The following is a 14,327-nucleotide window of genomic DNA, read 5'->3' as shown; positions in this document are numbered from 1 at the left end:
CTGCAAGGCTAGGGACTTCGTGCTCCGATATGGTCGCGGGTATGACCGCAGGCACCATAGTCCGCACGCTCACGGTAAATGACGGCACGACGGTCGCAGTACCGGAGAACGGCGTCGTCCTCTTTGTTGGCCCAAACAATGCGGGGAAGAGTCAAGTCCTGCGGGACATCTCTTCGCTTGTCACCTCCCGAAACGACCGAGGTGTCGTCGTTAGTGATGCGCGAGTGGACTACGTCGGGTCGGTCGACGAATTGTTAGCCAGGCTGACTGAAGATCGATCGATTATGAGCGCGTCCGGTGGGGCAGGCAAGGTGAAGCTCGGTGGTGCTGGCACCACACAGGACCTCTCGAACGTATTGAGCTGGTGGGGTGGGCGATCGAAGGAGATCGTTGCTGGCTACTTCGTCTTGCATGCGGACACCGAGAGCCGTCTGCAAGCCAGCCGACCAACGAACGCACTGAATTTGTATGAACAGGACCCGACTCACGCCTTGCACAGGTTGTACTTGCGCCGCGACCTAGAAGTGCGTCTCGACGCAATCAGCAGGGAAGCCTTCGACCAAGGGCTGATCCTTGATGTTTGGGCGGGAGGTGCGCAGTGGGCGCTGCGTGTCGGCGAGATTGACCCGCCCGACAGCCCGCGGCCCGACCAGGCCTATCTTGACGCAGTGCAGAAGCTCCCGCTGCTGCACGATCAGGGCGACGGTGTCCGGTCGATGATTGGACTCCTGCTTGGCATCATGACTGGTCACCAGACGATTTCACTTGTTGACGAGCCTGAAGCGTTCCTTCATCCGCCGCAGGCTCGTTTCTTGGCAAAGCTGCTTTCGGAAGACGCTGCTGCTTTGGGGCGTGCTGTTTTTCTTAGCACTCACAGCTCCGAAGTCGTACACGGTGTTCTTGAAGGACCTGCACCGACAACTGTTGTCCGCCTACGTCGCAATGGCGCCCACAATGAGGCAGCTGTCCTCGACAACGATGCGGTTCGGAGGTTGTGGAGTGATCCGCTGCTTCGATACTCCAACCTGCTTGACGGATTGTTTACTGACGCGGTCGTCATTTGCGAATCCGACGCGGACTGCAAGTTCTTTGCATCAATCCGCGACACACTTGCCCTCGCAGAGACTGAAACGCGCCGCCCGGACATTCTCTTCACGAGTTGTGGAGGAAAGCACCGGCTCCATGTGGGGGTCGAGGCGCTGAGGGCGGCTAGCGTGCCGGTCGCGGTGATCGGCGATTTCGACGTACTTAACGATTGGACGATGCTCTCGAGACTGATCTCTAAGGCTGGGGGTACTCTCTCGGAGTTTGAAGCCGATTGGAGGGTCCTAAACAGCGCACTTTCATCCAACTCCCGAACCCCGTCGGTCGCCGGGATGAAAGAAGCTGTCATCACCGCGTTTGAAACTGTCGCCGAGGTCACAACGAAGGGGCTTTCGCCCGTGCGTGAAGCGCTCAAGATCGAGAATGGCTGGGATCGAGTAAAGAACTCCGGGCTAGCCGGGCTACCAAAGGGCGACGCGTACAACGCCGCTATCAGATTGCTAAAGCGACTTCGCAATATCCAAATACACCTTGTCGCTGTTGGCGAGATGGAGGACTTTGTCCCGGCGGCGGGCGGCCATGGGCCAGCCTGGCTCGCCGAGGTACTAGAGCGGCGGCTCCACGAACGAAGCGACGGCGACGCTGCGCGCGATTTCTTCAAGGGCGTTGTTGATTCGATCGTTGTGCACGAGCCCCCCGCCTCAGCAACGCACTCTTCGACAGTTGGCTAGGCTCCGCTGTTTCGCCCCATCCATACGGTCGCGCAGACGACGCGTCAACGAGCGGGGATCACTGCGCCCGACGAGGGGCCGCACGGCCGCCGGCTGTTCTGCGGAAGCGACAGGGGCCCCAACATGCGCCTTGCAAGCCGCCCAGTGCGCACTGGCCCTTGGGTGTTGAGCGTCCGCAACCAAAGCCTGAAGGCGTCTTGCCGTTCGCATCGCTTTCCATGTCGGTGGTGGGAGCGAGCATTACCTGTAGACCCCCCGGCTCCAGTTCGGTAGGACGCAAACGAGGACTAGCGGCAACTCCGACGTCGGATCTAAGTTCTCAAATATGACCTGGCCTCCGATCGATCGCGACGACCTACGTGCCGCTTCGGCCAGTGCTGGTTTCGATCTCACTTTGCCCATCCTCATTCGTCGTTTGATAGCCGAGACCGCCACTGGATTGTTGGACCTGGACATGCCCGGCGAATCCGGGGTTGCGGCTGCCGGGTTCGACGGTGTGGCGACCACGAGCGGCGTCACTACGCATGTTCCAGGTGGGACATCCGTATGGGAACTATCCGTTGGTGGCAATGACACGAAGGCCAACGATGACTACAGCAAGCGAACGAAGGGGCCGCCTGGAACTAGGGCGCGAGATTGCACCTACGTCGAGGTGATCCTTGCACCTTGGACTAAGTCTCGAACATGGGCTGGCGACAAGAACAAACTGCGCCGCTGGCGGGAGGTCCGCGCCTACAACCTAGATCGAGTGCATCTCTGGCTCGAGTCGGCACCCGCGACCACTGCATGGCTCGCGGCAAAGCTCGGCAAGGCAATGCCCGGCGTGCGGGCGTTGCGGGAGTGGTGGACGGACACGTGGATTCCTTCCACTGAGCCTTCGCTCGGCATCGAGATCGTTCTTGCCGGCCGCGCTGACTCTATGAAGGCACTGGTCGACCGGATCGCTGCCGGTTCGCGAGTCACGTCCATCGGCGGCGGGTTGCGTTTAGAGGAAGCAATGGCCCTTGTAGCCGCCTCCTTGACTGTCTCCGATCAAGCGGTCTCCGAAACCTTGCTGGCAAGAACGCTCGTGGTGCACGACTACAACAGTCTTGAAAGACTTGTCGCCCAGCCCTCACCGTTGATCATCTTGTTGGCCGACCCGAGCCTTGCGCGAGACCTACCGGTGAATCACCCCCATCAACTCTTGGTACTCGCGCCTCCCGGTGACTCAACCGCTATCGAGGTTGAGCGACTTAGCTCAGACGCTGTGGCCAGAGCGTTCGCGGGCGAGCCCAGCGCTACGGAACTCGGCTACCTCGCCAGGCGCAGCTTGCTTGCGCTTCGCCGGCGACTTGCCGTGGTGCCGGGGTTATACACACCCGCGTGGGCGATCTCGCCGGGGCCATTGGTCCGCAGATTGTCCTTGACGGGTTCCTGGAGATCAGAGCAGGTCGGCGACCGCGCAATTCTGGAGGCGATCGCTAGCGAGCCCTACTCCCAGGTGTTGTTTCAAGCTCAAACGCTTCGAACTGGCGACGACATGCCGTTCTTGGACGTCGTACAAGATGAATGGTACGTGGTCGCCCGGGAGGACGCGTGGTCTCTTCTCGCTGGATCACTCACGATGGAGGACCTGCGTGCCGTGGAAGGGGGCGCCCTTCAAGTGTTCGAGGCCACCGACCCGGTCCTCGAACTTGACCCAGACGAGCGATGGAAAGCTTCGCTCAATGGTGTGTTTCGTCCACACTCCCCCTCGCTGCGCAGGGGGCTCGCGGAGTACGTTGCATTGGCCGGAGCGAGCGATTCAGTGATAAATGGGACCTCGAACAGGCACTCCGACTTTGCGCGGATGCTGGCTAGACGGATCTTTGAATCGGCAAACGGCGACTACACATACCAGCTGTGGTCATCGCTAACGGACGTCGTTGGCCTTCTCGCGGAAGGAGCGCCGGAGGAGTTCCTCGTAGCGATGCGCGCCGGTCTTACGGGTGCTTCCCCAATTCACGCTCAGATGTTTCAAGATTCGGAGGCGAATCAGGGTATCTTCGGCCGGAGCTCGCCCCACAGCTCGTTTCTTTGGGCATTGGAGGCGCTCGCGTGGTCGCCGGACTTCGTTGACGATGTTGTTCGCATCCTTGTCGCTCTCGATGCTCTCGACCCCGGAGGCGAACTGTCGAATCGACCGCGTGCAAGTCTTCTGGGCATTTTGAGTGTGTGGAGTCCGCAAACAAGCGCGCGACTCGAGCAACGGCTTCGCTGTATCGACCTAGTCGTTGATCGAGGTGAGGATGCTGCGGCGGTCTTGCTGGAACTGGTTCCCAATGGCCACGGGTGGCAAATGAGTCATTCGGGCCCAACGTTTCGAGACTGGCGAGCAGAAGTCTCGATGACCAACGGAGCCATTCGTGAGGCGCTCGATCACATTTCGGATGCCCTTATCGAAAGATTCGATCTCTCGTCTAGTCTCGCCCTCGCCGTCGTCCCGCGGCTCAACGACTTCGGATCAGATTTTCGAGTTGAGTTCGCCAACAAGCTCGCCGCTGTCGCTCCTGCCTGGGGCGCGTCGGACAGGGCGCTGGTGTACGAGTCGCTGCGAGAGTTCGTCGCAAAACACAAAGAGTACGCCGACGCGGCCTGGGCGCTGTCAGCCGCAGAGCTTGCGGAAATAGGAGCTCTTCGCGATCGTGTCGAGCCGTCAGAGCCATCGCTCAAGTACCGGTGGCTCTTCAAGCAAGCGTGGATCACGCTCGGCGATCTAGGCCGACGCGATGACTTGAGAGCGTTCGAGGCGGAGGTGGCAGCACGCCGCAGGTCAGCAGTCGAGGAGATCTTCTCGGCCGGTGGACTTGAAGGAGTAATCGATTTTGCAGCCCAAGTCGATCCCTGGCTGGTCGGCCTTTCCTTGGGCAACACCGAGGCTCCCGTTGAACGGGTCGTACTTGTCATGCTGCCCGGAGAATCTACGTCTGTGTCGTCGCTCGCGGCTGGCTTGTTTTCTGTGCGCTTGCGCCAAGAACCCTCGCTCGTCGACCAGCTATTGGAAGACTTCCCGGCCGCGGCTATCCAGGCATTCCTACTGCGCTATTTGCCCGATCAGGATGACGCGCAGCGGCGGTTGGACAGCCTTGCTCCGGAGGTTTCAGAGATCTACTGGCAGAACTTCAACTACTTCGGCTTGGGCCAGGAGTATTCGCAAGCGAAGGCAGCGGGCTGGAACCTTGTCGATGCTGGCCGCCCGGTCGCGGCACTGATGCTCAATCTGCTGTACTTGCGTGAAGGGCCGGCGGATGAAGAGACCGCCGAACTGTTCGCGACGGCGCTCGAGGCTCTACTGGCTAAACCAGAGCCGGACCCGGAGATCCAAAACCTGCAGCAGTACGAGTTGGAACGAGTGTTTTCCGCGCTGTCCGAGCATCGCGATCATCTGACGCCGCAGCGGGTCGTGGCTCTTGAGTGGCAGTTGCTGCCACTCTCCAGCTTGGATGGCCGCGCGCCAGCCCTGCACGCTGAGATCAGGAGCAATCCCGAGTTCTTTGTTGAGTTGGTCGTGGCCTGCTTCCGCCCAGCGCACGGTGTCCCTTCCGCTGAGTCCGGGCTGGGCGAGAGTGCGGACGGTGCGGAACCTGACGAGATCGATGAATCAACTGAGCAGCAAAGGGCTGTCGCTGGACGCGCATGGGAGGTGTTGCGGAGCTGCGACCAAGTCCCCGGAGTCCAGATTGACCGCAGCCACGATGTGCCAGCGCTAGAGCGCTGGATTTCCACGGCTCGCACCGGTCTTGCTGTGGCGGACCGTGTGGTCATCGGCGACCTGCAGATCGGCGAGCTCCTGAGTCATGCACCCCGAAACGAGGACGGCTCACCCTTCTCCCCGGCGCTTCGTGATCTGCTTGAACATCTTGCGAGCGATGAGATCATGCGCGGAATCGCGACAGGAATGTTCAACTCCCGCGGGATCACGTCAAGGGATCTCAATGAGGGTGGCGGCCAGGAATGGCAGTTGGTTGAGATGTATCGCGCCTACGCCGAGGAAGCAAGGTCATGGCCGCTTACGCGTCGGTTGCTTGAGGGAATTGCGGAGAGATACGAGGCAGATGCTCGGAGGGAGGATCTTTCAGCCGAACGACGCAAGCAAGGGCTTCGATAGTAACTGCGGAAGTCTGGGCCCTCGGACGACGGTCGTGCGATTAAGTGCGGGCAATGGCCCCACAACCTCGCTGGGGTTGAGGTGCGGGGGTTAGAGGCGCATCTGTACCGCCGTTGACAACGATAGGCCGGCGGGGTCACAACGCGCCCCGTAGCGCTGGGCGATGGCAGGCCAGACGTTCCTTCACAACACGAGAAGGTCAGATCGATGCCTTAGAGCGCTGGTCAGTCGGCTCGATCGACCTCAGGAATAGATGCATCCCCGACGACGGGTTGTTGTGAGGGAACGGCGTGCCATCGCCTTCGTGACGGCGGTCGAGTGCCACTGCTCGGGCTGCCGCTTCCTTCCGGGCTGGCATGTACTCTTCCGCAGAAATGGTCTTTCCTTCTCGGCCATCGAACCTTCGACTGAGGCTCTCTATTTCGCCCGTATTCCCGAACTTCGTGTGCGGTCGGTGGTGAAGGATGAGCCAAATCTCAAAGCAAGGGTTTGAGATCGCCAGTTTCACTCCGTTCCGTCGGGCAAGGTCCCTTGCTTCAATCAAATTTGGATGGTTCTTAGGCCATTCGACGTCGAAGAGACACCAACACTCGTCAACCTCTGCCTCCGCCAGTCGATCCGATGCCATTCGTACGAGCGTGAGAGGTACGCCGTGGTCGGGGTGAATCTGCAGCGAAAGCGCGGTGTTCGAGGAGACCTCAGGCAACGCCATGAGCCCCTTCACATAATCTGGCTCTGAGTTCTTGCCCTCGGTGAATACAACTACCGTTCTCCGCACGGGGCGGGTGCCGGCCCGCCGCTTTAGTGATGGGCTCTTCTTCGGTCTACCCACCGTTCAGCCGATCAGGCCAAGGGACCGCAGGAATGCGGCCTGATCGACTTGTGGCAATGCGCCGAAGCGGCCGTGTAGATATGCGCTCTCCAGGTTCTGAGATCGGCGGACTCTCTCTCCTGCAAACTCGGCCAATGCCCCCAACCGAGTCGAACCATCCGGCAGCTTTTCGGTCAGCCACACTTCATCGCGATTCAAGTGATTCAGAAGACTTGTGTCGTGGGACGTGAAGATGAGCTGCGCGCCAAACGGATTCATGACTGAGCTCTTGAAGATGTTCACCAGCTCAGCAGAAAGAGTTGGGTGAAGGCTCGCGTCCAACTCGTCAAAGACAACAGCGGACCCCTCTTGCAGCGCGCTGAGTACTGGCCCGATGAGGTGGAACCAGGTTCGCGTTCCTTCAGATTCATCGGCGAAATCGAGTGGGGCCGACATGGACGCGGTCTTGTGCACTAGCCGGACTCTCCGTTCGCGTCGAGGACTCGATCCATCCGGGTAGTCGACCTTCCTTTCATCAATCACTACGTCGTCAATTCCCAGATCAGCGAGACGCAACAGTGAGAGCGCGGCATCGCGCTGGCCGTTCGTTAGATCAACCTCAAGATCGTCAAAGAGCGTTGGTTGATCAAAGTTGTCGAACCATCGCATTGTCGACATATATCCAACTGGGTTGCGCCAGGCGCCGCCACCAGTTCGACGACGTCGGGGAAGCTGCCCCAGCGTCTGAATCTGCAAGATCTCATGCGCAAATTTGCGCACAAGAGGTTCATCAAAACGGCGTGCAACGGAAAGCGCCAGCGTCCTATCAGTCAGCAGTTCGCGCGTGCCGGATAGGCTACCCAAGCCCCGCTGTAGTTTTAGGCCCGCGTCGTCACGCTCGAACACTCGGCGACGTTTCTTCTCTGGGTAGTGGAACAGTGCTTCGTAGGAGACCTTCGCGGCGTCTAGTTCAAGCCTGTACTCGAAGCGCACACCGTCAACCATCGCCTCGAGGACGAATTCGCTGGTTTGTAACTTGTCAGGCCCGAATGCGAACGGCTCGGTGGGGATGTCGTCTTCCCAGAACCGAACCGAGTTCCGGACGGCGTCTCGAAGCCAGCCCATTGCAGAGACGACGTTCGACTTTCCCGAGGCGTTGGGCCCGAAAACGGCCGCGACGGCGAGCAATCCTTCGCCGATACTTTCTTGGAAGTGAACCTCGGGACGGTCGCGGTCGATGGCCACAAATGACAATTCGACCGGTGAGGCGATCGACCGATAGTTGCTGACCTCAAAACGAACTAGCACGAGCCCAGCGTAGTCTTGCATCCGCACGCAAGGAACGATTTTCGTTCTGTTTCGACGAAATTTGCCCCCTGTGACCGTTTCCCCTGCGATCTCGAGGGAATTTCGAGCTGGCGGGCCGGTTCTGTTCGACGAGGCTTGCGACCTCGGGAATACCCGCGCCCCCTCCGCGTTGAACTTGAGCGTACCCCGCTCAACTCTCCAGGAGGATTGGTGCCCGAAGACTTCAGCCCCGAAGCCGGCGCGAGCTCGTTCGACGAGTTTCTCGCCCGCTATCTCGCGGGTGAGCAGGCGCGTCAGGCTCGGTCGATCGACCTCAGCCGGTTCCTGACCGCCCGTACTCAAGGCATCCTGCGTCAAGCAGGACGCTTCGCGCTCGAGCGCGGCCAGACCGAGCTCGACGCCCTGCACATCCTGCGCGTGATCGTCGAAGACGAGAGCGTCACGCAGGCGATCGCCCGCATCGGCGTCGCCCCCGAGCGGCTCATCACCGCGACCGAGGCGCGACTGCCCGCTGCCGGTGACACCGCCGACATCAACGCGGCCACGATCACGCCGAGCGCCTCCCGCGCGCTGTTCCACAGCTACCAGGTGGCGCGCTCGGCCGGCTCGACCTACATCGACCCCGAGCACCTCTTCTTCGCGCTCGTGCTGGGGCAGGATGCCCCCGCCGGCCAGGTGCTCGCACGCGCCGGCGTCACCGCCGAGGCCCTCACGCAGGGCATGCGCGAGACGGTCGAAGCGGGCGAATTTCGAGACGGCGCTGGCGCGCCTCCTCAATCCGCGGACTCCGAGACCCCCATGCTCGACAAGTTCGGCACCGACCTCACCGAGCTGGCCGCGAACGGCGAGCTCGACCCCGTGATCGGCCGTGCCGACGAGATCGAGCAGACCATCGAGATCCTCAGCCGTCGCACCAAGAACAACCCGGTGCTGATCGGCGAGGCCGGCGTCGGCAAGACCGCGATCGTCGAGGGCCTCGCCCGCGCGATCGTCGAGGAGTCGGTGCCCGAGGCCCTGCTCGACAAGCGCGTCATCTCGCTCGACCTGCCCGGCATGCTGGCGGGCACCCGCTACCGCGGTGACTTCGAGGAGCGCCTCACCAAGACCATGGAGGAGATCGCCGCGCACAAGGGCGAGCTCATCATCTTCATCGATGAGATCCACACGGTGGTCGGCGCGGGCGGTTCTGGCGACGGCGGCACCGACGCGGGCAACATCCTGAAGCCGCGCCTCGCGCGCGGCGAGCTGCACCTCGTGGGTGCGACCACGCTCAAGGAATACCGCGCGATCGAGAAGGACCCCGCTCTCGAGCGCCGGTTCCAGCCGGTGCGCGTGGGGGAGCCCTCCATCGAAGACGCCGTGCTGATTCTGCACGGGCTGAAGCCCGCCTACGAGGAGCACCACGGCGTGCAGTACACGGATGCCGCGCTGCGCGCCTCCGTCGAGCTGAGCGCCCGCTACCTCACCGACCGCGTGCTGCCCGACAAGGCCATCGACCTCATCGACCAGGCCGGCGCGCGTCTGCGCCTGAAGCTCGGTATGAAGACGGATGTCTCCGCGCTCATCGCGCGACTCGCCGACCTCGAGGCCGACAAGAACGCCGCCGTGGGCGCCGAGCACTACGAAGAGGCCTCGCGCATCCGCGACGAGATCTCGAAGGTGCAGGCGAAGCTCGACGAGGCGACTGCTCGTTCGCAGGGGGGTTTCGAGACGGCCGCGGACGGCCTCCTCAACCAGCAGAGCACCGTGATCGACGAGGCCGAGATCGCCGCGGTGATCTCGCGGGCCACCGCCATTCCGGTGAACCGCCTCACCGAGAGCGAGCGCGAGCGCCTCGGCGACCTCGAGGGCGAGCTGCACGCGCGCGTCATCGGTCAAGACGACGCGGTCACCGCCGTCGCCAAGGCCGTGCGCCGCAGCCGCACCGGCATGGGCGACGCCAAGCGCCCGGTCGGGTCGTTCCTGTTCCTCGGACCGACGGGTGTCGGCAAGACCGAGCTGGCGCGTGCGCTGGCGTCGTCGCTCTTCGACGACGAGCAGGCGATCGTGCGCTTCGACATGAGCGAGTTCGGCGAGCGGCACACCGTGTCGCGACTCGTCGGTGCCCCTCCCGGCTATGTCGGTTACGACGAGGCCGGGCAGCTCACCGAGCGCGTGCGGCGCAACCCCTACTCGATCGTGCTGTTCGACGAGATCGAGAAGGCGCACCCCGACGTGTTCAACCTGCTGCTACAGGTGCTCGACGACGGACGCCTGACCGACGGCCAGGGGCGCACGGTCGACTTCCGCAACACTGTGATCGTGATGACCTCGAACCTCGGTTCGGAGTTCCTCGCGTCGCGTTCGGGTGCGCTCGGCTTCGTGGCATCCGCTGATGGCTCTGGTTTCGCGTCGCAAGACGACGTGCGCCAGCGCGTCATGGGCAAGGTGCGCGAGGCCATGCGCCCCGAGTTCCTGAACCGCATCGACGAGATCGTGCTGTTCCAGAAGCTCGACGAGCCGCAGCTCGCCCAGATCGTGCGCCTCATGCTCGGCGCGACCGAGAAGCGGCTCGCCGCGCGCGAGGTCGCCTTCGAGGTGACGGATGCCGCGGTGTCGCTGCTGGCCGAACGCGGCTACGAGCCCGAGTACGGTGCCCGGCCCCTGCGCCGCGTCATCCAGCGCGAGATCGACGACCGCATCAGCGACCTGTTCGTGAGCGGTGCGCTCGGCGACGGCGAGGGCGTGACGGTGGATGCCTCGGGCGGCGAGTTCGTCGTGGCATCCGTGCCCCGTGCGACCGTGACGGTGCCGCAAGCGGCGTAACCCACACAGCGGGTTGAGGAGGCGCGCCAGCGCCGTCTCGAAACCCCACGAGCTGGAATGGCCCGGTCCTCATCACGAGGACCGGGCCGTCGTCGTCTTCGGCTGCTGCGACGGCATTCGGGGGCGACCCTGATGCGGGAACGCGCCGACCGATGCATGCTTGACGAATGAGCGGCGCCCTACCCGAAGCCGACGACGACACCGGCGCCACCGGTGCGGTCGCCCCCGACCGGCCGGCGTTCGAGCTGAGGGCGCGCATCATCGAGACCGTCGTGCTCGTGGCATCCGTCATCGTGCTTCGCCTACTGGGCGTGCTGCTGCTGGTGGTCTCCTCAGAAGGGACGGGCGCGACCGGCGCGCTGGTTCTTCCTCTCGTCGCGATGGTCTTCGACCTGAACCTGCTGGTGTGGGTCGGGCTCATCGTGGCCGTGCAGTTCGGGCTGAGGTCGATGCGCCGGCCCGGGCGATGGGCGCTGATCGTGCTCGCCGCGCCCGTCGCCATCTTGGTCGCCACCACCGTGCGGAGCATCCCCAATCTCACGGGCTTCGGCTTCGGCGCGGTACTGGGCAACGGCATCGCGTGGATCGACGCCGGAATCCTCACCGTCGTCGTCGCGCTCGGCATCGCGTTCACCGCGGCGTTCCTCAGTCGGGAACGGCGATGGTCCGCGAGGATCGCGGGCGGGCTGCTCGCCCTGGGCGGCCTGCTCACCCTCGTGCTCGCCTGGCAGACCTTCGAAACGTACTTCACGCTGTGGGGTTCGCCGGTGGTGGTGACGCAGGCGCAAGAGGACCGGTACCTCATCACGGCTACGCTCACGCTCGTCGCCTACGTGGGTGCCATCGTCTTCGCCGCGATCAGCCGGCGGCGCGGCCTCATCATCACGTCGTGCATCGTCGGCTGCCTCGGCCTGATCATCGCGGTCGCGGCGCCGGTTCCGGCCGACCGGTTCTTCCCCGAGCAGGCGCCCCCGGCCGACGCGCCCCGCGGCCCGACCTGCATGGGCGAGGGCGATCCGAACTGCATCGGGGGATGACCACGAATGCCCGGCCTTCGCGGGCCGGGCGACGAGCTCATGAGTCCGAGCGGCGCTGATAGGCGAGGTCCATCTGTTCCTGCACCTCGACGAGCAGCTCCCGCATCGCCTGTTCGGCTGCGGTGGCATCGCCGTCGACGATCGCCTGGGCCGCGATCGTGTGCAAGTGTCGCGGCGGCGCCGTCTGCTGCTCGGGAATGGTGTCGTGCACGAGGTGCCCCGTGACGGGCAGCACCTCGGCGACGAGCTCCGAGAGTGCGAGGAACAGCTCGTTGCCCGACGCGGCGAGCAGCAGCCGGTGGAAGGCGACATCGTTGTGATGCAGGCGTTCGAGATCGGCCTCCACGCCCGCGTTCTCGAGCTGGGTGGCGTGGTAGAGCAGAGCGACACGATCGACGGATGCCGCGCGCGAGGCGGCATTGCGCGCAGCCACGGGTTCAACCGCAAGTCGCAGTTCGGTCAATGAGTGGATCTGCCGTTGACGGTCAGCACTGAGGAGTCGCCACCGGATGACTCGCGGGTCGAACACGTTCCACTGCGTTTCGGGCAGCACCGTGATGCCGACCTTGCGGCGCATGCTGATCAGCCGCATGGATTCGAGCACCTTGAGGGCCTCGCGCAGCACGGTGCGAGAGACGTCGAACTCGGTCTCCCAGTCTTCACTGCGGAAGACGTGGCCCGGGGGATAGCGCTGCTCGACGATGCTCAGGCCGATGCTGTCGAGCACGCCTGATTGGATCGTATTCCGTGCCATGCTCCCCGGTTTCTTCAAAGATCAGGTGAATTGCGTACGTCTACTTCTACACGAATCCGGGCATGAATGGCGCCAGCGACTCGAATTTGCTCAGTTCAAAAAGTATATGTAATACTTTTGGAAACGAGAGGGAGTCAACGTGTCAGAGGGCGAGCGCGCGACGAAGCTGCGCGATCAGGTGAACGGGTGCTGGATGGGCAAGGCGGTCGGGGGAACGCTCGGCCAGACCTTCGAGGGGCTGCAGGGGCCGATCGACGTCGACTACTACTTCCCGGTGCCGACCGAGATGGTGCCGAACGACGACCTCGACCTGCAGGTGCTGTTCGCCTGCAAGCTCGCCGAACTCGTCGAGCCGTCCGTCAGCCGGCACCTGCTGGCTCAGGCGTGGGCCGATCACGTGGCATTCCCGTGGAACGAGTACGGCGTCGGCATGCGCAACCTCGCCGAGGGCATCCTGCCCCCGCACACCGGTTCGTTCGACAACTGGTTCGCCGCGGGCGAGGGAGCCGCGATCCGCAGTGAACTGTGGGCGTGCCTGGCACCCGGCGATCCCGATCGTGCGGCCGCCTACGCCTACGAAGACGCGTGCTTCGACCACGCCGGAGTCGGCATCGACGCCGAGGTCTTCCTCGCCCGACTGCAGTCGCTCGCGTTCGTCGAAGACGACACCGACACGCTGCTCGACGGCGCACTGGCAGGCCTCTCGGCCGACAGCGAGATCCGCGCCGTCGTTCAGGACACGCGCGGCTGGGTGGCCGAGGGCCTGCACTGGCGCGAGGTGCGCGAGCGCATCATGGCGAAGTACGGGCGGTCCGACTTCACCGACGTGCGCCCGAACACCGGGTTCGTCGTGCTCGGCTGGCTCGCCGGCTCGAACTTCTCCGAGCGCATCACGATCTGCAACAACTGCGGGCAGGACACCGACAGCTCGACCGCATCGCTCGGCGCACTGCTCGGCATTCTCGACCCGACTGCCATCGACGAGCGCTGGCTGACCCCGATCGGCACCGACCTCGTGCTGAACGACGAGATCACCGGCATCACGCCGCCGCCGACCATCGACGGCTTCACCGATCTCGTGCTCGATCTCGCCGAGCGCCTCGAGGGTCGCTACCCCGACGTGCAGGAGGCCGACTTCGCTCCAGCCGACTATGCGATCCCGGTCGAACTCGGCTTCACGAACGGCGAGCACGGCAAATGGCAGGTCCGCGACTACACCGAACTGCCGCAGCTCGGCGGCGCGTCGCCCGCCGACCGCGTCGAGTTCCGCGAGACCACGCTGCCCGGTACGTGGGTGCACTTCCCGCGCGAGCAGTTCGAGGACTCGATCCTCGTCATGCGCTTGCGGTTCGACGCTCGTGGGCGCGACCGCGCGCGGCTCATGTTCAACTCGAGCGAGCACTTCCGCATCTGGCTCGACGGCGAGTTCTTGCACGGCTCGCAGGGCAGCCAGTACATGTTCCCCGCACCCGACAAGGCGCCGGCGGGCCAGTACATCGACCTCTCGCCGACGCCCGGCGTGCACGAGCTGCTCGTCGCCGTGAAGCGACCGCCCGCCGATCGCGACTACGCCGAGTGGATCATCGCACTCGTCGAACAGCCGAGCGCCATGTGGATCGAGCACGCGTTCCGGCCCGGCCGGGCCTGACCCGGCGCGCCTCGTCTCGCCGAACCCCAGCTACACCGCATCACCCTCACCGCAGAAGGA

Annotated in this window: 8 protein-coding genes; 5 read left to right on the top strand and 3 right to left on the bottom strand. The window is 63.6% G+C overall.

What is annotated here, in order from left to right:
- The first annotated feature begins 41 nt into the window (after positions 1 to 41).
- A complete protein-coding gene (locus tag VPH61_RS00735) occupies positions 42 to 1,775 on the top strand; it encodes an ATP-dependent nuclease (protein WP_332061603.1) in 1,734 nt (577 codons plus the stop codon).
- A 325-nt stretch (positions 1,776 to 2,100) separates the two neighbouring features.
- A complete protein-coding gene (locus VPH61_RS00730) occupies positions 2,101 to 5,904 on the top strand; it encodes a hypothetical protein (RefSeq protein WP_332061602.1) in 3,804 nt (1,267 codons plus the stop codon).
- A gap of 199 nt (positions 5,905 to 6,103) precedes the next feature.
- Here the strand turns inward: VPH61_RS00730 and VPH61_RS18840 are convergent, their stop codons facing one another.
- Entirely contained in the window at positions 6,104 to 6,682 is a 579-nt protein-coding gene (locus tag VPH61_RS18840; protein ID WP_442879056.1) for an RloB family protein, read from the bottom strand.
- A gap of 57 nt (positions 6,683 to 6,739) precedes the next feature.
- Entirely contained in the window at positions 6,740 to 8,044 is a 1,305-nt protein-coding gene (locus VPH61_RS00725; RefSeq protein WP_332061601.1) for an AAA family ATPase, read from the bottom strand.
- Between the two features lie 189 nt (positions 8,045 to 8,233).
- Here VPH61_RS00725 and VPH61_RS00720 point away from each other — a divergent pair, with 189 nt between their 5' ends.
- Positions 8,234 to 10,828: an ATP-dependent Clp protease ATP-binding subunit gene (locus tag VPH61_RS00720; protein WP_332061600.1), complete on the top strand. Its 2,595-nt coding sequence runs from the start codon at positions 8,234 to 8,236 to the stop codon at positions 10,826 to 10,828.
- A 167-nt stretch (positions 10,829 to 10,995) separates the two neighbouring features.
- Positions 10,996 to 11,865, top strand: a complete 870-nt coding sequence (locus VPH61_RS00715) for a hypothetical protein (RefSeq protein ID WP_332061599.1) — start codon at positions 10,996 to 10,998, stop codon at positions 11,863 to 11,865.
- A gap of 37 nt (positions 11,866 to 11,902) precedes the next feature.
- On the opposite strand, the gene VPH61_RS00710 is transcribed toward VPH61_RS00715, so the two are convergent.
- Positions 11,903 to 12,619: a FadR/GntR family transcriptional regulator gene (locus tag VPH61_RS00710; RefSeq protein WP_332061598.1), complete on the bottom strand. Its 717-nt coding sequence runs from the start codon at positions 12,617 to 12,619 to the stop codon at positions 11,903 to 11,905.
- 139 nt (positions 12,620 to 12,758) lie between these two features.
- Between VPH61_RS00710 and VPH61_RS00705 the strand changes: the two genes are divergently transcribed.
- The gene (locus tag VPH61_RS00705; protein WP_332061597.1) at positions 12,759 to 14,267 is read left to right on the top strand and encodes an ADP-ribosylglycohydrolase family protein; all 1,509 of its coding nucleotides are present in this window, start codon (positions 12,759 to 12,761) and stop codon (positions 14,265 to 14,267) included.
- Positions 14,268 to 14,327: the final 60 nt, after the last annotated feature.

The organism is Agromyces sp. CCNWLW203, from assembly GCF_036576125.1.
Taxonomy (GTDB): domain Bacteria; phylum Actinomycetota; class Actinomycetes; order Actinomycetales; family Microbacteriaceae; genus Agromyces.
Note: the sequence above shows the minus strand (reverse complement) of the source record. Positions and strands in the feature narration are given on the sequence as shown.